The 20,999-nt window shown below is 70.6% G+C and carries 26 protein-coding genes; 16 read left to right on the forward strand and 10 right to left on the reverse strand.

The annotated features are described in order from the left end of the window. Window positions 1-74 precede the first annotated feature (74 nt). Window positions 75-476: a peptide-methionine (R)-S-oxide reductase MsrB gene (gene msrB, locus ABZX61_RS14165; RefSeq protein WP_355194505.1), complete on the reverse strand. Its 402-nt coding sequence runs from the start codon at window positions 474-476 to the stop codon at window positions 75-77. A gap of 106 nt (window positions 477-582) precedes the next feature. On the opposite strand from msrB, the gene ABZX61_RS14170 reads away from it, so the two are divergent. Together ABZX61_RS14170 and ligD are read left to right on the forward strand one after the other, a co-directional pair. Next, window positions 583-723, forward strand: coding sequence for a hypothetical protein (locus tag ABZX61_RS14170; protein ID WP_350722739.1), 141 nt, complete (start codon window positions 583-585; stop codon window positions 721-723). A gap of 161 nt (window positions 724-884) precedes the next feature. After that, the gene (ligD, locus tag ABZX61_RS14175) at window positions 885-1,886 is read left to right on the forward strand and encodes a non-homologous end-joining DNA ligase (RefSeq protein ID WP_355194507.1); all 1,002 of its coding nucleotides are present in this window, start codon (window positions 885-887) and stop codon (window positions 1,884-1,886) included. Here the strand turns inward: ligD and ABZX61_RS14180 are convergent. After that, the gene (locus tag ABZX61_RS14180) at window positions 1,883-2,692 is read right to left on the reverse strand and encodes an MBL fold metallo-hydrolase (protein ID WP_355194509.1); all 810 of its coding nucleotides are present in this window, start codon (window positions 2,690-2,692) and stop codon (window positions 1,883-1,885) included. The genes ligD and ABZX61_RS14180 overlap by 4 nt on opposite strands. A gap of 6 nt (window positions 2,693-2,698) precedes the next feature. After that, on the reverse strand, window positions 2,699-2,893 hold the full coding sequence (locus ABZX61_RS14185; RefSeq protein WP_355194511.1) for a hypothetical protein: 195 nt from the start codon (window positions 2,891-2,893) through the stop codon (window positions 2,699-2,701). Window positions 2,894-3,058: 165 nt separating this feature from the next. On the opposite strand from ABZX61_RS14185, the gene ABZX61_RS14190 reads away from it, so the two are divergent. Next, window positions 3,059-3,499 (forward strand): hypothetical protein, encoded by a 441-nt coding sequence (locus ABZX61_RS14190; protein WP_355194513.1) that lies wholly within the window; start codon window positions 3,059-3,061, stop codon window positions 3,497-3,499. Window position 3,500: 1 nt separating this feature from the next. Then, window positions 3,501-4,229, forward strand: a complete 729-nt coding sequence (locus ABZX61_RS14195; RefSeq protein WP_355194515.1) for a class F sortase — start codon at window positions 3,501-3,503, stop codon at window positions 4,227-4,229. Here ABZX61_RS14195 and ABZX61_RS14200 read toward each other — a convergent pair whose 3' ends face one another. Further along, complete coding sequence (locus ABZX61_RS14200) at window positions 4,230-6,386, reverse strand: acyl-CoA dehydrogenase (protein ID WP_355194517.1); 2,157 nt, start codon at window positions 6,384-6,386, stop codon at window positions 4,230-4,232. A gap of 333 nt (window positions 6,387-6,719) precedes the next feature. Between ABZX61_RS14200 and ABZX61_RS14205 the strand changes: the two genes are divergently transcribed. Both ABZX61_RS14205 and ABZX61_RS14210 read left to right on the forward strand, forming a co-directional pair. Continuing rightward, entirely contained in the window at window positions 6,720-7,088 is a 369-nt protein-coding gene (locus ABZX61_RS14205; RefSeq protein WP_350722726.1) for an RNHCP domain-containing protein, read from the forward strand. A gap of 1 nt (window position 7,089) precedes the next feature. Beyond that, a complete protein-coding gene (locus ABZX61_RS14210) occupies window positions 7,090-7,479 on the forward strand; it encodes an RNHCP domain-containing protein (RefSeq protein ID WP_350722725.1) in 390 nt (129 codons plus the stop codon). Window positions 7,480-7,541: 62 nt separating this feature from the next. Here ABZX61_RS14210 and ABZX61_RS14215 read toward each other — a convergent pair whose 3' ends face one another. Continuing rightward, window positions 7,542-7,934 (reverse strand): NUDIX domain-containing protein, encoded by a 393-nt coding sequence (locus ABZX61_RS14215; RefSeq protein WP_355194519.1) that lies wholly within the window; start codon window positions 7,932-7,934, stop codon window positions 7,542-7,544. A gap of 262 nt (window positions 7,935-8,196) precedes the next feature. Between ABZX61_RS14215 and ABZX61_RS14220 the strand changes: the two genes are divergently transcribed. Then, on the forward strand, window positions 8,197-8,577 hold the full coding sequence (locus ABZX61_RS14220) for a hypothetical protein (protein WP_350722722.1): 381 nt from the start codon (window positions 8,197-8,199) through the stop codon (window positions 8,575-8,577). Between the two features lie 50 nt (window positions 8,578-8,627). Here the strand turns inward: ABZX61_RS14220 and ABZX61_RS14225 are convergent, their stop codons facing one another. Next, a complete protein-coding gene (locus ABZX61_RS14225; protein ID WP_350722720.1) occupies window positions 8,628-9,503 on the reverse strand; it encodes a tetratricopeptide repeat protein in 876 nt (291 codons plus the stop codon). 19 nt (window positions 9,504-9,522) lie between these two features. Then, window positions 9,523-10,962, reverse strand: coding sequence for an aldehyde dehydrogenase family protein (locus ABZX61_RS14230; RefSeq protein WP_355194522.1), 1,440 nt, complete (start codon window positions 10,960-10,962; stop codon window positions 9,523-9,525). Window positions 10,963-11,098: 136 nt separating this feature from the next. On the opposite strand from ABZX61_RS14230, the gene ABZX61_RS14235 reads away from it, so the two are divergent. Next, on the forward strand, window positions 11,099-12,142 hold the full coding sequence (locus ABZX61_RS14235; protein ID WP_355194524.1) for a class I SAM-dependent methyltransferase: 1,044 nt from the start codon (window positions 11,099-11,101) through the stop codon (window positions 12,140-12,142). Here ABZX61_RS14235 and ABZX61_RS14240 read toward each other — a convergent pair. From ABZX61_RS14240 to ABZX61_RS14250, 3 genes are read right to left on the reverse strand one after another with little or no spacing between them, the layout of a single operon-like run. After that, window positions 12,117-12,521, reverse strand: a complete 405-nt coding sequence (locus ABZX61_RS14240; protein WP_355194526.1) for a MaoC/PaaZ C-terminal domain-containing protein — start codon at window positions 12,519-12,521, stop codon at window positions 12,117-12,119. The genes ABZX61_RS14235 and ABZX61_RS14240 overlap by 26 nt on opposite strands. Further along, complete coding sequence (locus tag ABZX61_RS14245; protein WP_355194528.1) at window positions 12,518-12,907, reverse strand: MaoC family dehydratase N-terminal domain-containing protein; 390 nt, start codon at window positions 12,905-12,907, stop codon at window positions 12,518-12,520. Before ABZX61_RS14245 ends, ABZX61_RS14240 begins: the two co-directional genes overlap by 4 nt. Further along, window positions 12,904-13,617 (reverse strand): GntR family transcriptional regulator, encoded by a 714-nt coding sequence (locus ABZX61_RS14250; protein ID WP_355194530.1) that lies wholly within the window; start codon window positions 13,615-13,617, stop codon window positions 12,904-12,906. Before ABZX61_RS14250 ends, ABZX61_RS14245 begins: the two co-directional genes overlap by 4 nt. A gap of 135 nt (window positions 13,618-13,752) precedes the next feature. On the opposite strand from ABZX61_RS14250, the gene ABZX61_RS14255 reads away from it, so the two are divergent. The 8 genes from ABZX61_RS14255 to ABZX61_RS14290 are packed head-to-tail and all read left to right on the forward strand — an operon-like array spanning window position 13,753 to window position 20,989. Further along, a complete protein-coding gene (locus ABZX61_RS14255) occupies window positions 13,753-14,967 on the forward strand; it encodes a CaiB/BaiF CoA-transferase family protein (protein WP_350722709.1) in 1,215 nt (404 codons plus the stop codon). After that, window positions 14,964-15,350: a thioesterase family protein gene (locus ABZX61_RS14260; RefSeq protein ID WP_350722707.1), complete on the forward strand. Its 387-nt coding sequence runs from the start codon at window positions 14,964-14,966 to the stop codon at window positions 15,348-15,350. Before ABZX61_RS14255 ends, ABZX61_RS14260 begins: the two co-directional genes overlap by 4 nt. Then, window positions 15,347-16,300, forward strand: a complete 954-nt coding sequence (locus ABZX61_RS14265; protein WP_355194532.1) for a tripartite tricarboxylate transporter substrate binding protein — start codon at window positions 15,347-15,349, stop codon at window positions 16,298-16,300. Before ABZX61_RS14260 ends, ABZX61_RS14265 begins: the two co-directional genes overlap by 4 nt. Then, window positions 16,297-16,770: a tripartite tricarboxylate transporter TctB family protein gene (locus ABZX61_RS14270; protein ID WP_350722704.1), complete on the forward strand. Its 474-nt coding sequence runs from the start codon at window positions 16,297-16,299 to the stop codon at window positions 16,768-16,770. The genes ABZX61_RS14265 and ABZX61_RS14270 overlap by 4 nt, the downstream gene beginning before the upstream one ends. Next, window positions 16,770-18,257 (forward strand): tripartite tricarboxylate transporter permease, encoded by a 1,488-nt coding sequence (locus ABZX61_RS14275; RefSeq protein WP_355194535.1) that lies wholly within the window; start codon window positions 16,770-16,772, stop codon window positions 18,255-18,257. Before ABZX61_RS14270 ends, ABZX61_RS14275 begins: the two co-directional genes overlap by 1 nt. Next, window positions 18,254-19,024, forward strand: coding sequence for an enoyl-CoA hydratase/isomerase family protein (locus tag ABZX61_RS14280; RefSeq protein WP_355194537.1), 771 nt, complete (start codon window positions 18,254-18,256; stop codon window positions 19,022-19,024). Before ABZX61_RS14275 ends, ABZX61_RS14280 begins: the two co-directional genes overlap by 4 nt. A 23-nt stretch (window positions 19,025-19,047) precedes the next feature. Further along, window positions 19,048-19,755 (forward strand): peptidoglycan editing factor PgeF, encoded by a 708-nt coding sequence (gene pgeF / locus ABZX61_RS14285; RefSeq protein WP_355194539.1) that lies wholly within the window; start codon window positions 19,048-19,050, stop codon window positions 19,753-19,755. A 37-nt stretch (window positions 19,756-19,792) separates the two neighbouring features. Next, the gene (locus tag ABZX61_RS14290; protein WP_355194541.1) at window positions 19,793-20,989 is read left to right on the forward strand and encodes a flavin-dependent oxidoreductase; all 1,197 of its coding nucleotides are present in this window, start codon (window positions 19,793-19,795) and stop codon (window positions 20,987-20,989) included. Window positions 20,990-20,999: the final 10 nt, after the last annotated feature.

Consider the following 20,999-nt stretch of genomic DNA (forward strand, 5'->3'; position numbering starts at 1 on the left):
ATGGCGCAGATGGACAAAGCGCACACAAAACTCCTACCCGAGGCAGGTGATCAGTACGCGCTGTCGCTGGCCGATCACCCCTTGGGTTCAAGCCTAAGGGAGATCGAGTTGATGCAGTAACGATCGTCGGTCGGAGTGGGATATCCCTCTCCGTGGAACACGTGCCCCAGATGCGAGTCGCACCGCGCGCACCGCACCTCCGTACGCACCATTCCATGGCTGTCATCCTCGATCAGCCGGACCGCGTCGGAGTCGCCCGGCGCGAAGAAGCTCGGCCACCCGCAGTGCGACTCGAACTTCGTGTCCGACCGGAACAGCTCCGCCCCGCACGCGCGGCACGAGTAGACGCCCTCCGCCTTGGTGTCCACGTATTCGCCCGTGAACGGGCGCTCGGTCCCGGCCTCCCTGAGGACGTGGAACTCCTCAGGCGAGAGCTGGACCCGCCACTCGGCCTCGCTCTTGACCACCTTCTCCATGCGTCCAGCGTACGAGATCGGAGGCGATGAGAGATCAGGCAAAAAGAGATCTTCGCAGGCTGAAGCATCTGTTCTGGGGTGAATTCGCGTCTTTGTAGGCAAGGGGGTGTCATCGCCTCCTGTCAGGGGTGAGATCATCCGCAGATCCCGCCAGGCGGCACAGCCCACGCCCGTGCTGGAGCCGCTGGGGATCGCCACGGCCGGCCGGGTGGCGCGCCAGCGCCCGGAACGGCGGCGGGTGATCTAGCGGCCCGTCCCGTCGAGCCCTCGGTCCCGCCACCGAGGCGGCTCCGGGACGGGCCCACCTCGGCCATGGCACGCGAGGGAGCGCCGTTGCCTGGACTGAGGAGCGTCGGGAGCACGTGAGGCGACGGAGCCCCCTCCACGAGTGGAGAGTATGTTCGGTGCATGGCATCGCCGTACATCGAGCTGCAGGTGGGGGAGCGGACCGTCAAGGTCACCAACCCCGACAAGGTCTACTTCCCGGAGATCGGCGCCACCAAGCGGGAGCTGGTCGAGTACTACGTGAGCGTCGGCGAGGGCGCCCTGCGCGCGCTCAAGGACCGGCCCACCAACCTCAAGCGCCACCCCGACGGCGTACAGACCGAGGCGATCTATCAGAAGCGGATGCCACCCAAGCACCCCGACTGGCTCCAGTCGGTGACGGTGCGGTTCCCGAGCGGTCGTACGGCGCAGTCGCTGCGGGTCACCGAGGTGGCGGCCATCGCCTGGGGCGCGAACCTCGGCACCATCGACTTCCACCCCTGGCAGGTGCGGGCCTCCGACGTCGAGCATCCCGACGAGCTGCGCGTCGACCTGGACCCGCAGCCGGGCCTGGACTTCGACGCCGCCCGCAAGGCCGCGCTGCTCACCAGGGAGGTGCTGGGGGAGCTGGGGATGACCGGGTTCGTGAAGACGTCGGGCAACCGCGGCGTGCACATCGCCGTACGCATCGAGCCGCACTGGGACTTCATCCAGGTACGTCACGCCGGCATCGCCCTGGCCAGGGCCGTCGAGGACCGGGACCCGGGGCTGGTGACCACGGCGTGGTGGAAGGAGGAGCGCGGGGAGCGGGTGTTCATCGACTTCAACCAGAACGCCCGGGACCGTACGATCGCCAGCGCCTACTCCGTCAGGGCCCAGCCGCATGCCCCCGTCTCGGCCCCGCTGACCTGGGACGAGCTGGTCGACGCCGACCCGCGTGACTTCGACATCCGTACGGTGCCGGCCCGGTTCGCCGAGGTGGGCGACGTGCACGCGGCCATCGACGACGTGGCGCACTCGATCGAGCCGCTGCTGGAGCTCTACGCCAAGGACGACCGGGGCGACATGCCGTACCCGCCCAACTACCCGAAGATGCCGGGCGAGCCCATGCGCGTGCAGCCGAGCCGGGCCCGGAACGCCGACTAGCGGACGAGGTGGTGCGGGGCGAGTTCGCGGATCTCGCCTCGCCGCATGTAGACCACCCGGTCGGCCAGGCCGTTCTGCTCGATGTGGTGGCGGAAGTCCTCCAGCGGTGAGCTGAAGGCGGCGTAGTCGTCGTAGTGCACCGGTACGACCGCGTGCGGGTTGATCAGGTCGCACCACGACGCGCCCTGCTCGCCGTCCATCGTGACGAGCAGGAGGCCGAGCAGCCGGGCGCCGCCCAGGTGCACGATGGCCAGGTCGACGTCGGGGAAGCGGCGCGGGATCGCGTCCAGGCGGCGGTCGAGCAGCGTGTCGCCGCTGATGTGCACGGTCAGCTCCAGCCGTTCGTCCAGGTTGCGGAACTCCAGCATCGTGCCGATCACGGGCGGCAGCAGCGCCTCGGCCGGGCCCGGCGCGTGCTTGGCGGGCAGAGCGGTGATCCTGACCGTGCCGTGCGGGCCGCGTAGCTCGTGCGTGTGCCATTCCTCCAGCCCTACGCTGCGGCGGAAGCCCTGGAGCCGGAGTCTGCGGGCCGCCGCGGTCGTCGTGACGATCACCGTGCCCTTGTCCAGTTTCCTGCGGGCGACCCGGTCCCAGTGGTCACCGTGCAGGTGCGACAGCACCACCCCGTCGAGCGGCGGCAGGTCCTCGATCTCCAGGGCCGGGTCGGTGAGGCGGCATGAGGACAGGCCGTAGCCCAGGTAGGCCCGCTGGCCCCGGTGCAGGAAGTTGGGATCGGTCAGCAGCGTGAGGCCGTTGTAGCGGATCAGCGTGGTCGCGTTGCCGATGAACTGCAGGCTGCCTTTCACCTCGGCTCACCCCGGGTACGGCGAGCGCTGGTCGGGAGGCACGCCTCCGCCCTTGCCGCCCCCTTTGTTGCCCTTGTCCGTGGAGTGCGGGTGCTCGGCGCGCCTGGCGCCGCGCTGCTTGTCGGAGACGAGGTGGGTGGACTTGAACTCGGTGGGCGATTTGCCTGATCTGCGAATCTCGGGCTGCTGTGGATTGCTCATGGCATTTGTCCCCCTTTATGCGGTTATTTCCTGCCACGTTGGGGCGTGCTTAAACCCTCCGTGTCTGGCTGGTTTCACTTCGATCACATTACTTGACTCGTTATCTAATAATTCGCAAGGCTCTCTTGTGTATCGGGGGGACAACCGATTCTGGAGCCTTCTCTCATGGCAAAAGCGCGACATCTCGCGGCGCTGGTGGCCGTCTTCGTGGTCGGAGGAGTGACCCTGGCGGCGGGCCCGTCCCATGCCTCCGCCCGCACCGGTCCCGACCTGCCGGTTGACCTACCGGTCGATCTGCCCACCTGCCTGCTTCCGCTGCCGCTGCTCTGCGACGAGCAGCCCGAACCCGAGCCTGAGGAGCCGAGCCCGCCGCCCTCCGCCGAGCCCGATCCCGGCCGATCCTGGCCGGGGCCGGAGGAGTCCGCCCGGCCGTGGCGGCCCGCGGCCGAGAACGAGCACCGAGTGCCGAGGGGGCACCCGGAGACCGGTGGCGGCGGGCTCGCCCCGGACGACCCGATGTGGCCGTTCGCGCTGGGCGGGGTGGCGCTGCTGACGGGCGCGGGGCTGGCCGGAGCCGCGGTACGACGCCGCAGAGGTGTCGCCTAGCTTGGCCGCAGCGGAAACCCCGAGCCGGGACCCATCCGCGCGCCGGGACCTGGGCGGTGGCCGGAGGTCCGGGCAGCGGGGGATGCTGGTCGTGGCCGGTGCGGTGTCGTTGGCCGGGGCGTTGCTGATCGGGCTCGGGCTGAGCGGCATCGTGGGCGGGGAGCCCGAGCCGGAGCCCGTCGCCGCCACGCGGCGCGGACCCGTCGAGGGTGCTGCCCCGGTCACCGGCCTGCCGCTCGGCAAGGTGGCCGCGCCCATGCGGGCCGCCAAGCCGACCGCCGTCTACATCCCGTCCATCGGCGTGGCCGCCTCGCTCATGGAGCTGGGCCTGGACGCGGCGGGCGCCATCGAGAACCCGCCGTTCGACCCTCCGGACCTGGCCGGCTGGTACCGCTACGGCCCCGTGCCCGGCCAGCGCGGCGCCGCCGTGATCACCGGCCACCTGGACACCAGGTCCGGCCCCGCCGTCTTCGCCAACCTCAAGAACGTCAAGCGCGGCGACCAGGTGCAGGTGCTGCGTGCCGACCGCTCGGTGGCCGTGTTCGTCGTCGACAAGGTCGAGCACACGCCGAAGCGCAGCTTCCCCGTCAAGAAGGTGTACGGCAGGCTCGCCTATCCCGGGCTGCGGCTGGTGACCTGCGGCGGGACGTTCGACCGGCAGGCGCACAGCTACCGGGACAACACGATCGTGTACGCGCACCTGGCGGCGCCGTACTACCCCAAGAGCTGATCAGGGGTCGCGCGGCAGGCCGAGGGCGCGTTCGGCGATGATGTTGAGCTGCACCTCCGTGGTGCCGCCGCCGATCGTGAACGCCCGCGTCGCGAGGATCATGCGGTTCCAGCGGCGGCTCGCCGGGGCCAGCGACCAGCAGAACTCCGAGATCGCCTGAGCGTGCCGCATACCGAGCAACTTCCGCACGCTGGACGCGGTCGCGGCGTCCACGCCGGACAGCTTGGAGAGTGTCACGCGCAGGCCGAGTGCCGAGATGGCCTGGCCCTCGGCCCACAGCCGACCGGCCTGCTCGCGTTGCGACTGCCGGAGCGGGGGCAGCGTCGCGATCAGCTCGGCCATGTCGGTGTGCTGCGAGCCGGGGCCCCAGGAGTCGCCGAGCGCGACACGTTCGTGGGAGAGCGTGTCGCGGGCCACCCGCCAGCCCTCGTCCACCGCGCCGACGACCAGGTCGTCCGGTACGAAGACGTCGTCGAGGAAGACCTCGTTGAACACCTCGTCCCCGTTGATCTCCTTGAGCGGTCTGACGGTGACTCCCGGGGATGCCATGTCCACCAGGAAGTACGTGATCCCGTTATGTTTCGCTTTTTCGGGAGAAGTCCGGGCGAGGCAGATGCCCCAATGGGCGAACTGCGCGAGGGACGTCCAGATCTTCTGACCCGTCAGCGACCAGCCGCCCTCCACCCTCGTGGCCTTCGTCGCCAGCCCGGCCAGGTCCGACCCGGCGCCGGGCTCGCTGAACAGCTGGCACCACACGATCTCCCCGGTGAACGTCCTCGGCAGGAACCGCTCCTGCTGCTCCCGCGTGCCGTACCGGACGATGGAGGGGACGGCCCAGGCCGCGATGCCCAGGTTCGGCCGCTTGAGGTCGCGGAACTCCTGATGGATGATCACCTGCTCCAGCGGCGAGGCGTCCCTGCCCCAGGGCCTGGGCAGGTACGGCATGATCCACCCCTCCCTCGCGAACCTGCCCAGCCGGGCCAGCGGCTCCTCGGCTCGCAGCGACTCGGCCTCCGCCCTGATGGCGTCCCTGACGGCGCCCGCCTCCTCAGGCAGGTCCGGCTCCATCGCCCGCCGCACCCCGGCCGCCGCCAGCCCGGCCACCTCCTCGGCCCACGGTCCCGGGTCGCCGGCCAGCATGCGGTCGGACAGGGCCCGGCGGTAGTAGCGGTGCGCGTCGTGCTCGAAGGTGTAGCCGATGCCGCCGAGCACCTGGATCGCATCCGCCACGCACCGCACGGCCGCCTCGGTCCCCAGCACCCCGGCCACCCCCACCGCCAGCCTGACCTCGTCCCCGAGCCCGCCTCCGGTGACGTCCTCCGCCCGGGCCTTGTCCCCGAGCCCGCCTCCGGTGACGTCCTCCGCCCGGATTTCGCCCCCAGGTCCGCCCCCGGGTGTGGCGTCCAGGGCTCTGGCGGCGTCCCATACGGCGGCGCGTGCCTGTTCGAGGGTCACGAGCGCGGCGGCCACCCGGTGCTTGACCCCTTGGAACTGCCCGATCGGCCGCCCGAACTGCTCGCGTACCTTGGCGTACTCGGCCGCCGTCCGCACGGCCCACGCCGCCACGCCGCACGCGTCCGCCCCGAGCAGTACGGCGGCGAGTTCCCGTACCGGCACCTCGCCGAGGACCCGGTCGGCGGGCATGGTGCGCGCGGCGACGTAGCAGAGCGGCCGGTCGAGGTCGACGCCGTCGGCGGGTTCGGCGACGACGTCGGCACGGTCGAGCACCGCCCATCCCCGGCCGTCCACCGGCACGAGGAAGAGGTCGGCCTCCGGCGAGCCCAGCGCCAGAACGCGTCCCGGATCGCCATCCTCGGCGGGGAACGCGACGGCGGCGGTCACGGATCCGTCGGCGAGCCCCGCGATCAGCGACGCGGCGGTCACGGCGCCTCCGGCCGGGCGGGCAGGTCCGGGCCAGGTAAGTGCGGCCGAGGTCAGTACGGTCGGCAGGTACGCGCCCGGGACCCGCCGCTCACCCAGCGCCTCCAGCGCGACGCACAGCTCCAGCAGCCCATACCCCTGCCCGCCGCACTCCTCGGGCAGATGCAGCCCCAGAATCCCCTGCCCCGCCAGAGCCGCGTGCTCGGTCGTGCGCGTGGCGAGCCCCCGTACGGAGTCGGCCAGCGCCTGGTGTTCCTCGGTGGTCCCGATGCCCATACGTCCGAACCTAGAAGATCATTCGGTCGATGGCCAGGAAACCAGACGGCCAGGAAACCAGACAGCCAGGAAAACCATTCGCGGCCGCCGGACTCGCCCCGCTAATCTCCCTGATGTCCTGACGATGGAACTCATGATCTGGGGAGGGGTGGATTAATGCCTGGCACCGCGCCTTGCGCGCCTCGTCGTGCCGTGGGCGGATCCTGCCTCTGAAACCCCACCTCTGACCGGCCGGACCGCCTGCCGTACCAGCATGCCCGCATACACCGCGAGGCTCGCTCGGCGCTCTCTTGCTGCCTTTCGACAAAGTCATTCCGGCAAGGAGTACCCAGGTTGTCCACCAACGGCAAACCTCGTTCCATCGTGAACACCGACACCTTCCCGTGCGTGCGCTGCGGCCTGACCGTGGCCGTGACCGCACCGGACGGCACCCGCCGCAACCACTGTCCGAGTTGCCTGCACTCGCAGCACGTGCTCGACCGTGCGGAAGGCGGCCCCTCGGAGTGCGGGGCGCGGATGATCCCGATCTCGATCGCGGTCCTGCGCACCGGCGACTGGATGCTCATCCACCGCTGCACCCGGTGCGGTGAGCTGACGTCCAACCCCATCTGCGGGGACGACAACCAGCTCATCCTCATGCGCATGGCCGTACGGCCGCTGGCGCAGCCGCCGTTCCCGCTCGAGGCGTTCGGCGGTCTGTGACATGCCCAGGAGGAACCCGGCCCGGGACAGGGCCCGGCAACGCAAGAAGGCGCATCACCCGGACGCGTTCCGCTGTGTCTCCTGCAGGCTGGACGTCCCGATGATCGCGCCGGGCACCGCCCACCGTAACCACTGCCCGCACTGCCTGACGAGCCTGCACGTCGACCACCGGATCCCGGGGGACCGCCGCGCGGCCTGCCGGGGCAGGATGGCGGCGCTGAGCATCACCGTCCGGCCGGACGGGGAGTGGCTGATCATCCACCACTGCCAGTCCTGCGACGAGCTCAGCGCCAACCGCATCGCGGGCGACGACAACGCGCTGGCCCTGCTCCGCATCGCCATGCGCCCCCTGTCCGCGCCCCGCCTCCCCCTGCCCGCCTGGGCGGGGTAGGCGACCCGACGGCCGTCCGGGGTGACCCCCGGACGGCCCGATGCGCCCCGACGGACATCGGGTCAGCTCAGGCGGCCGTCCTGGTGGAGGTCGTCGAAGATGATCTGGTCCACGGGCGCCACGCGGTCGCGGTCGGCGTAGGTGAGCCACACCACCTCCTCGATCTCGCTGCTGGGCGTCGGCGTCCCCTCGTGGTCGGCGGTGTAGCAGGTCATCTTCACGATCACGCCGTCGGCGTGGCTGTCCGCCTGAGCCTGGTACGTGCCCAGGTGGACGGCGGTGGAGGGGACGATGGCGACCGACAGCTCCTCGTCGATCTCGCGGACGAGGGTGTCGAGGTCGCTCTCGCCGGGTTCGCGCTTGCCGCCGGGGAGGTAGTAGACGGTCTTGCCCCGTGACCGGGTACTGAGGATCTTGCCGTCCGCCAGGTGGATCCACGCGATCTTGTCAATCATGCCGACCATCATGCACATATCCCTCCGCATTTATCCCCCTTGGAGAGTCATCGGATGGTTGGTCTTTTCCTGCGACCGCGCGGCTTACATACGTCATCCCCGCAGAGATCTCTGGCACTCCCGAGACAGAGAAAACCACACCCAGAGCGTTCTCGCCGAGCCTCGCAATCTCGCGCTACCTGCGACGATGTCTCAGGGGAAGCGGAGATCCGCGTCATCGGGGCACGGAATCCCTTCCGAGTACATGCAAAGGCAGGAGTACGTGGACATTGAGGCGGAGATCCGCGCTTTGAAGCTCCGCATCGACGCGTTCGAAGCGATCGTGCGTTCCGGTGACGCAGATTCTGACGACTACAGCCATGCCCACCTGCGAACGGGGAGACGTACACGCGCGAAAGGCTCGAAGATCACCTCGGCGGACATCGCCGTCGCCGAGATGCGGGCCGAGATCGCGGATGTTCAGCTGGAGATCTCCCAGGACTTCGCGGCCCTGGGCGACGAACTGACAGGTCTTCGACGGCAGACCAACGATCAATTCATCTCCGCCCGCGCGGAGATCCTCGGGGTATTCGACTCCCTGCGGCACGACATGGTCGACCTCGGCCGCAGGCTCGACCGGTTGCTGGAGACCCGCAACGCATAGACGGGGGCGCGGCCAGGTCTCGCACCTGGCCGCCACTCCCGCCCGCGAGGTCAGTCCCCGAACTCCAGGTGCAGGGCCCGGGTGAAGTCGGAGATCGCCTCCTCGTGGCGGTCCGCCTCCTGCAGGATCTCCCCGCGTACGCGGAATGCCCAGATGTACTCGGGATCCAGCTCGATCGCCCGGTTCAGATCGCTCAGCGCCGCCTCGTTGTCGCCCAGCTCGCTCAGCACCGCCCCCCGGCTGCCATAGGCCCGGTCGTTCTCGGGGTCCAGCTCCACCGCGCGGCTCAGGTCCGCCAGCGCCTCCTCGTACCGGTCGATCATGCGGTACGCCTCGCCGCGCCGGCTCAGCGCGCGCACGTACTCCGGGTTCGCCTCCAGCGCCTTCGTGTAGTCCTCGATGGCCTCGGCGTAGAGGTGCATGCGCTGGTACAGGTCGCCCCGGGCGGCCCAGGAGTAGGGCAGGTCCGCGTTCAGAGCGATGATCTTGGCGTGTTCCTCCAGGGCCTCGTCCAGGCGGTCCAGGTCCACCAGGACGTCGGCCTTCGCCTCCAGGATCCACAGGGAGTCGGGGGAGAGGGTGAGGGCGTGCTCGAAGTCGGTCATGGCCTCGTCCAGGCGGCCCATCGCGGCGTACGTCTGGCCCCGGGAGCCCAGCGCGTACGCGCTGTCCGGCTCCAGCTTGAGCGCCTCGTCGAAGTCCTCCAGGGCGGTCTCGTAGCGTTCGATGACGCGATGGCTCTCGCCGCGCAGCCGCCAGGCGCGGGCGTTGTCCGGTACTAACGCGATCGATTCCGTCAGATCCGCGATCGCGGCGTCATACCTCGACAGGGCGATGTACGATTCGGCACGACTGCGTAGTACGGACGCACGGGACTGCGCGGCTGCGTCCGGCAGCTCGGATTCGTCCTTGATCCCCTCGCTCATGAGGCGTAAATCTATCCGACTAAATCTGGATTATGGCCGCCTTTTCGCGGGTGTACTCGAGGACCGAATCGTGCCCGTACCCGCTGTCCTTGACGCCTCCGAACGGGAGGCCGGGCGGCATCTGCCGGAACGTGTTCACCCACACCGTCCCGCTCTGCAGATCGCGCACGAAACGGTGCGCCCGCCCCAGGTCACGCGTCCAGACGCCGGCCGCCAGGCCGTAGCGGGAGTCGTTCGCGATCTCCAGGGCCTCCTCGTCGGAGGAGAACGGCATGGCCACCGCCACCGGGCCGAAGATCTCCTCCTGGCAGAGCCGGAGCGAGTTGTCCGTGGTCGTGTAGAGGGTGGGGGAGACCCAGTAGCCGCCCGGCAGGCCGGGCACCACCTCCGCCCCCGTCCGCCCGCCGAAGAGCAGGCTCGCCCCCTCCTTCTCGGCCAGCTCCAGGTACGACCTCACGTGCTCGTACTGGGCCGAGGAGACGATCGGGCCCATGGTCGTCCGCAGGTCGAGCGGGTCGTCCAGGACCAGTTCGGCGCAGATGCGCGCGATGCGCTCCAGCAGCTCGTCCCAGATCGAGTGGTGGATGAGGATGCGGGAGCCGGCCACGCAGACCTGCCCGGCGTTGCCGGTGTAGACGGAGTTCACGGTGACGCCCTGGGCGGCCGCGTCCAGGTCGGCGTCGGGGAAGACGATGTTCGGGGACTTGCCCCCGAGCTCGAACGTCAGCGGCTTCAGCGCGTCCGCCGACGCCCGGGTGATGGCCTGGCCGGTGGCCGTCGAGCCGGTGAGGCTGATCTTGGCGACGTCGCGGTGCCGTACGAGCGCGTCCCCCACCTCCTCGCCCAGGCCGCTGACGATGTTCAGCACCCCGGGCGGGAACACCTCGGCCAGCAGCTCGCCCAGCCGCAGCACCGACGCGCTCGCCTGCTCGGCCGGCTTGACGATCACCGTGTTGCCGGCCGCCAGCGCGTACGCCGCCTTGGCCGAGAACGTGGAGACGGGCGAGTTCCACGGGATGATGCAGACCACCACCCCGTACGGCTCCCGCCGCGTCAGCCCGAGCGTGTCCGGGCCGAGGATGACCGTGTCGCCCTTGGCCGCGTCCAGGCACTGCCCGGCGGCCAGCTGCCACAGGTACGCCATCCCGGGCAGGTCCTTCTTCAGCGTGTCGCGCAGGATGCGGCCGTTGTCGCGCGTCTCCAGCCTGGCCAGCTCCTCGGCGTTGCGGGCGAACACCTCCGACACCTTGCGCAGGTAACCCGCTCTGGCCAGGGCGGGCAGCGCCGACCAGGCGGGGAAGGCGCGCCGGGCCGCCGCCACGGCCGCCTCGGCGTCGGGCGCCCCGCTCGCCGGGATCCGCGCCCACACCTCCCCGGTCGCCGGGTTGACCGAGTCGAGGGTTCTGCCGTCGCTTGCGGGGACCAGCTCGCCGCCGACGAGATTGCGATAGTCAGACACGGACCAAGCATATGCTTGCTTGTCATCATTCGCCATGAAGCCCTAAGATCACGTAAAGTGCCCGGATCTTCACGCATAGCGGTCCTTGGCGTCGGGGAAGACGCTTCGCATGGCATATCGACTGTTGAGCCGGTTGGTGTATGGCTCCCGATACGACCGCATTCCCTGGGCGCAGCGGGTGTACGTCCGTCCGGGGGAGCGCCTGGTGCGCGAGGCGCAGTGGCAGCTGCTGACCACGCGGGCCCCGGTCATGGAGCTGACGGACTACCGCAGGCTCAGGCCGCTGAAGGCGAACGAGGAGTTCCTGGCCTGCATGATGTGCGGGGAGTCGCGCCAGCAGCCGATGTTCGAGCCCTCCGGCAACGGCTGGCACTATCACGTCGTCCGCTGCCCCTCGTGCGGCTTCCTCTACCGCAACCCCAACATCCTGCCCGAACGCCTCGGCGACCTGTACGCCACCGGCTACAACACCTTCCTGACCGGCTCGTACGCCGCCAAGCGGCAGCGCCGGTACGAGCTGACCATGGACGCGTTCTCGCCGGTGTTCGACGAGGGCAAGGAGCGCCGGCTGCTCGACTTCGGCTCGGGGGCCGGGCTGTTCCTGGAGCTGGCCGAGCGGCGCGGGTTCGACGCCTGGGGCGTGGACCTGTCGCCGGAGTCCGTCGTCCAGGCCAACGAGCGGCTGAGCAGGGCCCGCGCGTATCTGGGCGCCCCCGAGGACGTGCCGGAGATCGCCGCGGGCGGGTTCGACGTGATCACGCTCTGGTCGGTGCTCGCGCACCTGCCCAGGCCGCTGGACGACTTCCGTAGCTTCCGCCGCCTGCTGGCGCCCGGCGGCGTGCTGCTCATCCTGACCGTGAACGCCCAGTCGCTGCTGCTCAAGGCGTACGGGCCGGCGTGGAGCGGCTTCACCAGGAACCACCTGATGTTCTACTCCCCGTGGACCGTGCGCAGGCTGCTGAGCCGTACCGGCTTCGCGGGCGTCTCCTTCGCCCCGCACTACGGCGACACGGTCGAGGCCGGCACGACCGCCCTGCCCCGCCCGCTGCAACGGAGGCTGCGCCGCAGCGTGGACCTCAGCGACGGCGGCAACATGATGCGCGTGCTGGCCTTCGCCGACGACGAGGCGATCGGCCGCTGGGGCGGCGGCCCGCTCACCGTCCACCGCCTCGGCCGCTGAACTCCTCGTCGTAGACCACTTCCGCGCGGCCGAGCGTGGTGCGGCGGCCCGTGTCGTCCTCGCCCCACAGCTCCAGCTCCGCCCGGTTGCCGTCGGTCGACACCACCCGGCCCCGGCACGTGTGGGCGCGGTCGCGGAAGTCCATGCCGCGGTAGCTGACCTCCAGCACGGCCAGCCGCCCCCGTCCGCCGAGCCAGCCGGTGACGAGCCTGCCCAGGTAGGCGGCCTTGAGCAGCCCGTGCACGGCCAGCTCGGGGTGGCCGAGCGAGCGGGCGAAGGCGAGGTCGTAGTGCATCTCGTAGAAGTCGCCCGACGCTCCGGCGTACTCGACGAGCCTCCGCAGCGTGGTCGTCTCCGTCAGCGGGGGAATGTCGGTCATTTCCTGATCCTGGTGCCGATGTGCCTGACCACCAGCTCGCCGTCCGGCCGGTGGAACTCCGTCTCGAATGTCAGCAGCGCCATCGGCCCCGCCGACCCGTTCTTCTCGACGACCCCGGTGAACCGCGGCCGCGACACGATCACGTCGCCCACGCGCAGCGGCGCGTGGTACTCGAACCGGTCGCCGCCGTTCAGCCAGCCGGACCCGTACGACGAGGCGGCCGGCAGCGACGGCGGCTCGTCGAGGAAGCACGCCGTGAACGTGGGCGGCACCTCGTCGCCCGACGCCCCGACGGCGCGCAGGTAGAAAGCCAGGTGCCGCCGCTCGACGACGTCCTCGCGCGGCGGCCCCGTCCAGCCCACCGCCTCCTGGAGAGCCTCGATCATGTGTCTCCTTCCCTGACCCGCTTCAGCCAGGCCAGCGACTCGGGGGAGTGGCCGCCGACCCGGTCCTCGATGCCGTCGAGGAACGCCATGTCACCGTGCCCGGCCAGCTCCCGGTGCACGGCCTCGGGCGAGCCGGCCTCGATCACCTCCAGCAGCCGCCGATGCCGCTCCCAGTCGTCGACGAGCGACTCGCCGGACGCCCTGACCTGCCGGTTCATGCCCATGCAGAGCAGCATCTGGAGCTGGATCGACCGGTAGGCCTCCTCCAGCCGCCGGTGCCCGGACAGCCCGATGACCGAGCTGTGGAACTCGACGGCCTGCTCCAGCACCCCCAGCCAGTCGCCGGATCGCGCGGCGGCCTGGTGCCGGTCGAGCGCGGCGTGGCAGCGCCGGAGCCGGGCGGGCTCGCGTACCGGGACGCCGAGGTCCACGGCCATCCGCTCCAGCTCCCGCCGCAGCGTGACGATCTCGTAGATGTCGTGCAGCGTGAGCTGCGTGACGAACGCGCCCCGCCGCGGCTGCTGGGTGATCAGCCCCTGCTGCTCCAGCACGCGCATGGCCTCGCGCAGCGGCGGCCTGCTGACGCCCAGCTCCTGGGTGAGCTGGTTCTCCACGACCCGGTCGCCCGGCTGCAGCTTGCCGCTGAGCAGCATGCGCATCAGCGCCTCGGTGGCGAGCTGAACCATGCTGGGGGGTGCCTCGATGCGCATCGTGGTCTCTCTTGTCGTAGGCGATCATCGTCTGCCGCCATAGTGCCGAAGAACTTCCGGCAGAACCCTTGTCTAGCTCACTTGTCTTCTGTAGACAATAGACCAATCCGGCCCGAAGTGAGGTTTTCGTAACACATGACCACTCCACTGTCCGGCATCCGGGTCGTCGAGGTCGGCGCGTTCATGGCGGCCCCCTTCGCGGCCATGCAGCTCGCCGACCTCGGCGCCACCGTCATCAAGGTCGAGAACCCCGACGGAGGCGACGGCGTGCGCGCCGTCGGCCCGTTCACGGCCGGGCACAGCTCCCCGTTCGCCCGGCTCAACAGGAACAAGCGGTCGGTCGCGCTGGACCTGAAGTCCGAGCTCGGCGTGGCGGCCTTCCGCCGCCTCGTCGAGGACGCCGACGTCCTGGTGGAGAACCTCCGCCCCGGCGCCATGCGCCGGCTCGGGCTCGGCTTCGCCGACCTGAAGGAGCTCAACCCCGGCCTCGTGTACGTCTCCGCCTCCGGCTGGGGCCAGGACGGCCCGCTCGCGGACCTGCCCGGCCTGGACATCATGGCCCAGGCCAGGGGCGGCCTGATGAGCGTCACCGGCATGCCGGGCGGCGACCCGGTCAAGGTCGGCGTGCCCATCGCGGACCTGGTGTGCGGGCTCTACGGCGCGCTCGGAGCGATCTCCGCGCTGCACGCCCGCGCGCTGACCGGCCAGGGCCAGCACGTGGACGTGTCGCTGCTGGAGTCGGCCGTGTCGTTCGCCATCTGGGAGGCGGGCAAGTATTTCGCCACCGGCGAGGTGGGCGGGCCGCTCGGGTCCGCGCACCAGAGTACGGCGCCGTACCAGGCCGTCCGCACCTCCGACGGCTGGTGCACGGTCGGCGCCGTCACCCCCAAGACCTGGCGCGGCTTCTGCGTGGCGCTCGGCCTGACCGCCCTGCTCGACGACGAGCGCTACACCGACGCGCACGATCGGCACGGCCTGCGCCACGAGCTGATCCCGGCCATCGAGGCGGCCACCACCCGGCGCACCACGGCCGAGGTCGTGGCCGCGCTCGACGAGCACGGCGTGCCGTGCGCCCCCATTTCCGACTACTCCCAGGTGTTCGAAGACGAGCACCTGAACCAGCGCGGGTTCTTCTGGGATGCCGAGCATCCCGAGATGGGCCCCGTACGCCAGCTCGGCTCGGCCATGCGTTTCTCGGACACGCCGACGAGACGCGGCCCCGCCGGACCGTCGCTCGGCGCGGACACCGTGGAGGTGCTGCGCGAGTGCGGTCTGACCGAGCAGGAGATCGACCGGCTGCTCGCCGAAGGCGCGGCGGCCCAATCCCCCACCCCCTTGGAGAGTTCATGAGCGACCAGCTGACCCCGGGTGTGAGCGCCGGCCTCACCTGGGTCGTGACGGAGCGGCACTGCACCCGCCGCGGCGACCACGACATCTTCTCGACCCCCAACCTGGTCCACCTGATCGAGGACGCCGCCATCGAGGCGCTGGCCCCGTACCTGGCCGACGGCGAGGGCAGCGTCGGCAGCAAGGTCGAGATCGCGCACGTGGCGCCCACGCTCAAAGGGGGCGAGGTGACCGCGACCGCCACGGTGACCGAGGTGGACCGGCGGCGCGTCGTGTTCGCCGTGGTCGCCGAGGACGCCAACGGGAAGGTCGGCGAGGGCACTCACGAACGCTTCATCATCAACCTGGACAAGTTCGCCGCCAAGCTCGCGGAGCAGGCGTCATGAGGGCGTGGGTCGCCGTGCTCCTGCTCGGGGTCGCCGCCTGCGGCACGAACGCCGACGCCGGGGGCGGCGCGTGGAAGCCGCGCGGCGACGTCCGCATGATCGTGCCGTTCTCGGCGGGCGGCGGCAGCGACCTGGCGGGCCGCGCCATCGCCGCCGCCCTGGAGAGGGCCCAGCCCGGGCTGAAGGTCACCGTGGAGAACCGCGAGGGCGGCTCGGGCGCGGTCGGCTACTCGGCCCTGCTCGGCAAGAAGGGCGATGGCAAGTACCTGCTCGCCACCGAGAACGCCATCCTGTCGCTGCCGCTCAGCGGCCAGGTGTCCTTCACCCGGCAGGACTTCACGCCGGTCGCCAAGCTGGCCGAGGACGGCGGCATCGTCGTGGTCAAGAAGGACTCGCCGCTCAAGACGTGCGCCGACGTGGTCGGCGCGGCCAGGAGCGGCCGGGTGAGCGTGGGCATGTCGGGTGCGTACGGCGTGGACAACGTGATCTTCACGATGATCGAGCAGAAGACCGGCGTGAAGTTCCAGCGCGTGCCGTTCGAGTCGGGCGGCGAGTTGGTGCCGGCCGTGCTCGGCGGCCAGATCCAGGTCGCCCTGCTCAACCCGGGCGAGGTGATCGGCCAGTTCAGGTCCGGCGACCTCCGGGGCCTGTGCGTCACCACGGACAAGCGCTACACCTACCCTGAGTTCGCCTCCCTGGGCACGGCCAAGGAGCAGGGCATCGACGTCTCGTACGTGCAGTTCAGAGGCTTCATCGGGCCGGGCGGGCTGGACGCGCGGGAGAAGGCGTACTGGGAGCAGGCGGCCAGGGGTGTGGCCAAGACCGCCGAGTTCCAGAAGTGGCTCAAGGACAACTACCTGCAGCAGGCCGAGCTGTACGGCGCCGACTTCGGCGAATACCTCGAACAGCTCGACACGGCGCTCGCGCCGGTGCTGAAGAAGTCGTCATGAGGCAGCTGCTCCGCGGCGAGGCCGTCGTCTGGGCGGTGCTGGTCTGCCTGGCGACGGCCATGGCCGCCGTCTCGTTCGGCTACGGCATCACCAAGGACGGCGGGCAGGTGGGGCCCGGGTTCCTGCCGCTGGTGAGCGGCGTGGCGCTGGCCGTGCTCTCGGCCGCCTGCCTCCTGCAGTCCGTACGCCGTGCCGCGCCCGCCACCGAGGCGGACGACCCCCGGCGCGTCCGGACGCTGTGGACCGTGTTCGCCATGCTGCTGGTCGCGCTGCTGCTGGTGCCGCTGACCGGGTTCCTGGTGGCGTTCGGGCTGCTGGTCTTCGCCGTGTCGGCGTTCGTGGAGAAGCAGCGGGTCGTGCCGGCGGCGGGCGTGGCCGTGGCCGCCACGGTGGTGATCTACGCGGTGTTCGTGCTGTTCCTGGCCGTCCCGCTGCCCGGCGGGCTGCTGGGCGTCGGAGGTGACGGGTGATGCTGGACAACCTGGTCATGGGCTTCGGCGCGGCCCTCACGCCCGCCAACCTGCTGTGGTGCTTCGTCGGCGTGCTCGCCGGGACCGTCATCGGCCTGCTGCCGGGGCTGGGCTCGACGACCGGCGTGGCCGTGCTGCTGCCGCTGACGCTGTCGTTCGAGCCGCTGACCGCGCTCATCATGCTCGCCGGGATCTACTACGGCGCCCAGTACGGCGGCACGATCACCTCCGTGCTGATCTCCACGCCCGGCGAGGCGGCCAGCGTGGTGACCGCGATCGACGGCTACCAGATGGCCCGCAAGGGACGGGCCGGGGCGGCGCTGGCGATCGCGGCCATCGGGTCGTTCGCCGCCGCGATCGTCTCGCTGGTGCTGCTGGTGGCGATGGCGCCGCCGTTCGCCAAGCTGGCGCTCGACTTCGGGCCGCCCGAGAACCTCGCCGTCATGGTCCTCGGCCTGGCCACCATCGTGAGCTTCTCCGGTGGGACGCGGCTGCGCGGCCTGGCGATGGCCGTGCTCGGCGTCCTGCTCGCGACCGTCGGCGTGGACGCGGCCACCGGGCTGCCCCGCTACACCTTCGGGGACGTGGACCTGCTGTCCGGGCTGCCGTTCGTCCAGGTGATGATCGGGTTGTTCGCGGTGGGGGAGGTGCTCTACCAGATCAGGCAGGGCGCGGCCGAGCCCATCCGGGCCCGCTTCAGGGACCTGGTGATCACCCGGGAGGAGCTGTCCCGCTCCAAGGGGGCGATCGCCCGGGGAAGCGTGATCGGCTACCTGCTCGGCTGCCTGCCCGGCGCCGGGTCCACGCTGGCGTCCTTCCTCGCGTACGGGGTGGAGAAGCGGGTCTCGCGGCACCGGGACGAGTTCGGGCAGGGTGCGATCGAGGGTGTCGCGGCGCCGGAGAGCGCCAACAACGCCGCCGCGAACGCCAACTTCGTGCCCACCCTCGCGCTGGGCATCCCGGGCGGCGCGACCACGGCGGTGCTGCTGGGGGCGTTCACGATGTACGGGATCCAGCCGGGGCCGCTGCTCTTCGACGAGCAGCCGGAGCTGGTGTGGGGGCTGCTGGCCTCGTTCTTCATCGGGAACGTGCTGCTGCTGGTGCTGAACCTGCCGCTGGCGCCGCTGTTCGCGCAGATGCTGCGGATCCCGTACGGGTACCTGTATCCGCTGATCCTGGTCACCAGCTTCGTCGGGGCCTATTCGATCGACAACAACATGTTCAGCGTGTGGATCGTGTTCGTTTCCGGACTGATCGGATATTTCATGAAAAAGTTTGATCTGCCGATGGCGCCGCTCGTGCTCGGGCTGGTGATCGGGGCGCTGTTCGAGAAGGCGCTCGTGCAGACGTCCGCGATGGGGGACGGCGACCTGACGATCATCCTCACCCGGCCGATCGCGCTGGCGGTGCTCGTGCTGGCCGCCCTGCTGGCGGCCGGGCCCTCGCTGCTGAAGCTCATCCCACGAAGAGTCAAGGAGACGGTGTGACCGAGCTAGTCGTCGTCACCGACGGGCCCGTGCTGCGGGTCACGTTCAACCGGCCGGAGCAGCACAACGCGCTGACCTGGGCGATGTGGGACGGTCTTTACGACGCCTGCGAGCGGGCCGACGCGGATCCCGCCGTCAAGCTGCTCGTGTTGTCGGGGGCCGGTGGGCGGGCCTTCGTGGCGGGCACCGATATTTCGCAGTTTTCCACCTTTGTCGATGGGGACGACGGGATCGCGTACGAGCGCAAGGTCCAGCGGATCATCGACCGGCTCGAACGCGTCAAGGTGCCCACCGTGGCCGTCGTCCAGGGCTACTGCGTGGGCGGGGGCCTGGTCGTGGCCGCCGCCTGCGACCTGCGGCTGGCCGTGCCGGGTGCCCGGTTCGGGGCTCCCATCGCCAGGACGCTGGGCAACTGCCTGTCGATGAACACGTACTCGCTGCTCGTCCACCACCTCGGCCCCGCCCGCACGCTGGACATGCTGCTGCGGGCCCGCATGTACACGGCCGAGGAGGCGCACGCCGCCGGGTTCGTGGCCGAGCTGTGCGCTCCCGACGACCTGCCCGCGCGGCAGGCGGAGGTGGAGGAGCGGCTGCTCTCCCACGCGCCGCTGTCGATGTGGGCGGCCAAGGAGGCGGTCAGGCGGCTGCGCGTGGCCGGCCTGCCGGACGGCGACGACATCGTGGCCACGGTCTTCGGCAGCGCCGACTTCCACGCCGCCGTGCCCGCCTTCCTCGCCAAGGAGCGGGCCACCTGGCAGGGCCGGTGAGCCTCGCGCTCTAAGATCGAGCCATGGAGCTGGCCCCTGGAGTGCGTGTCGCCGTCACCGATCGCCACGGGGGGATCAGCGTCCCGCCGTTCGGGTCGCGCAACCTCGGCGGGATGGTCGGCGACGACCCGGAGGCCGTGCGGGCCAACCGGGCGGGGGTGGCCGCCGAGCTGGGCGTGCGGGGCGTCGTGTTCATGCGCCAGGTCCACAGCGCCGACGTCGCGTACGTGAGCGAGCCCTTCGGGGACGATCCGCCCGCGCTCGACGGCGTGTTCACCACCGAGCCGGGGCTGGCGCTGGCCTCGCTCGGGGCCGACTGCCCGGCGGTGCTGGTGGCCGACCCGGTGGCGCGCATGGTGGGCGCCGCGCACTCCGGCCGCCCCGGCACCGAGGCGGGCATCGCGAGCGCCCTGGTGGCGGCCATGGCGGCCAAGGGCGCGGCGCCGGGCCGGATGGTCGCGCTGGTCGGGCCCGGCGCGTGCGGCCGCTGCTACGAGGTGCCCGCCGACCTGCGCGAGCGGGTGGCCTCCCGCGTCCCCGAGACGTGGTCCACGACGTCGTGGGAGACGCCCGCGCTCGACCTGCGGGCCGGGATCGAGGCCCAGCTCCGTGCCGCGGGGGTCCAGGACGTACGCCATGACGCCCGCTGCACGATCGAGTCGGCGGAGCTCTACTCGCACCGCAGGGAGCAGCCGGGCGGTCGTTTCGCCGGGCTCATCTGGCTCACATAGGCTCCTTTTTCCGCATTTCTTCGGTTAATGTCGCTCCATGCGCGTCGTCATCGCGGGGGCGGGCATCGCCGGGCTGACCGCGGCCCTGAGCCTGCACGCCGCGGGAATCACCGAGGTGGTCATCCACGAGGCGGTCGACGAGCTCCAGCCGCTGGGCGTGGGCATCAACATCCTGCCCCACGCCGTACGCGAGCTCATCGAACTCGGCCTGGCCGACCGCCTGGCGGAGATCGGCGTCGAGACCGCCGACCTCACCTTCATCAACCGGTACGGGCAGCGCATCTGGTCCGAACCGCGCGGGCTGACGGCCGGCTACAAATGGCCCCAGTACTCGATACACCGGGGCCGGCTGCAGTTCATGCTCCTGCGGGCGGTCCAGGAGCGCCTCGGCGCGGAGGCGGTGGTGACCGGGTCGCCCGTCACCGAGCTCGACCACGACGCGGACCTGCTCATCGGCGCCGACGGCATCCGCTCCGGCGTCCGGCAGGCGCTGTTCCCCGAGGAGGGCGAGCCGTTATGGAGCGGCGACGTGCTGTGGCGCGGCATCTCGTACAGCACGCCGTTCATGACCGGAAAGTCCATGATCATGGCGGGTGACGGCGCACAGAAGATCGTCATCTACCCCATCGCGCCGCCGGACCCCGACGGCAGGCAGCTGATCAACTGGGGCATCCAGCACAGGGCCACCGAGGCCACGCACCGGGGCGACTGGAACCGGCCCGTGAGCCTGGAGAAGGTCCTCCCGCACGTGGCGGACTGGCACTGCGACGAGCTCGACATCCCCGGGCTCATGGCGGCGGCGGAGAAGGTGTTCGAGTATCCGCTGGTGGACCGGGACCCGTTACCGTCCTGGTCGACGGAGAAGGTGACGCTGATGGGCGACGCCGCGCATCCGATGTATCCCACCGGCTCCAACGGCGGCACCCAGGCCATCATCGACGCCCGCGTCCTGGCCTACGCGCTGGCGACCGGCCGGGGGCTGGAGTTCTACGAGGAGCAGCGCCGGCCCGTCACGAACAACGTCGTGCTGGCCAACCGCAAGGACGGGCCCGAGGTCGTCCTGAAGCTGGCCCACCAGCGCGCCCCGCGAGGCTTCGCCGACGTCGAGGACGTCCTGCCGCTGGCCGAGCGCGAGGAGATCGCCCTGCGGTACAAGCAGCTGGCCGGCTTCGAGCCCGCCACGCTGAACGCACGCCGGAGCTGGTCGGTGGAGACCGGCGCCTCCCCGGAGTGAAGGATCAGGC

The sequence above is a fragment of the Nonomuraea sp. NPDC003709 genome (assembly GCF_040610775.1).
GTDB lineage: Bacteria > Actinomycetota > Actinomycetes > Streptosporangiales > Streptosporangiaceae > Nonomuraea > Nonomuraea angiospora_A.

What these genes read in the sequence shown, in the direction of transcription:
- ABZX61_RS14210 (WP_350722725.1), top strand. Translation starts at nt 7,090, where the DNA reads ATGCCCAGGAGGAACCCGGCCCGGGACAGGGCCCGGCAACGCAAGAAG.
- ligD (WP_355194507.1), top strand. Translation starts at nt 885, where the DNA reads ATGGCATCGCCGTACATCGAGCTGCAGGTGGGGGAGCGGACCGTCAAG.
- ABZX61_RS14250 (WP_355194530.1), bottom strand. Translation starts at nt 13,617, where the DNA reads ATGCGCATCGAGGCACCCCCCAGCATGGTTCAGCTCGCCACCGAGGCG.
- ABZX61_RS14225 (WP_350722720.1), bottom strand. Translation starts at nt 9,503, where the DNA reads ATGAGCGAGGGGATCAAGGACGAATCCGAGCTGCCGGACGCAGCCGCG.
- ABZX61_RS14240 (WP_355194526.1), bottom strand. Translation starts at nt 12,521, where the DNA reads ATGACCGACATTCCCCCGCTGACGGAGACGACCACGCTGCGGAGGCTC.
- ABZX61_RS14190 (WP_355194513.1), top strand. Translation starts at nt 3,059, where the DNA reads ATGGCAAAAGCGCGACATCTCGCGGCGCTGGTGGCCGTCTTCGTGGTC.
- ABZX61_RS14255 (WP_350722709.1), top strand. Translation starts at nt 13,753, where the DNA reads ATGACCACTCCACTGTCCGGCATCCGGGTCGTCGAGGTCGGCGCGTTC.
- pgeF (WP_355194539.1), top strand. Translation starts at nt 19,048, where the DNA reads ATGGAGCTGGCCCCTGGAGTGCGTGTCGCCGTCACCGATCGCCACGGG.
- ABZX61_RS14200 (WP_355194517.1), bottom strand. Translation starts at nt 6,386, where the DNA reads ATGGGCATCGGGACCACCGAGGAACACCAGGCGCTGGCCGACTCCGTA.
- ABZX61_RS14290 (WP_355194541.1), top strand. Translation starts at nt 19,793, where the DNA reads ATGCGCGTCGTCATCGCGGGGGCGGGCATCGCCGGGCTGACCGCGGCC.
- ABZX61_RS14275 (WP_355194535.1), top strand. Translation starts at nt 16,770, where the DNA reads ATGCTGGACAACCTGGTCATGGGCTTCGGCGCGGCCCTCACGCCCGCC.
- msrB (WP_355194505.1), bottom strand. Translation starts at nt 476, where the DNA reads ATGGAGAAGGTGGTCAAGAGCGAGGCCGAGTGGCGGGTCCAGCTCTCG.
- ABZX61_RS14270 (WP_350722704.1), top strand. Translation starts at nt 16,297, where the DNA reads ATGAGGCAGCTGCTCCGCGGCGAGGCCGTCGTCTGGGCGGTGCTGGTC.
- ABZX61_RS14245 (WP_355194528.1), bottom strand. Translation starts at nt 12,907, where the DNA reads ATGATCGAGGCTCTCCAGGAGGCGGTGGGCTGGACGGGGCCGCCGCGC.
- ABZX61_RS14265 (WP_355194532.1), top strand. Translation starts at nt 15,347, where the DNA reads ATGAGGGCGTGGGTCGCCGTGCTCCTGCTCGGGGTCGCCGCCTGCGGC.
- ABZX61_RS14260 (WP_350722707.1), top strand. Translation starts at nt 14,964, where the DNA reads ATGAGCGACCAGCTGACCCCGGGTGTGAGCGCCGGCCTCACCTGGGTC.
- ABZX61_RS14185 (WP_355194511.1), bottom strand. Translation starts at nt 2,893, where the DNA reads ATGAGCAATCCACAGCAGCCCGAGATTCGCAGATCAGGCAAATCGCCC.
- ABZX61_RS14215 (WP_355194519.1), bottom strand. Translation starts at nt 7,934, where the DNA reads ATGATTGACAAGATCGCGTGGATCCACCTGGCGGACGGCAAGATCCTC.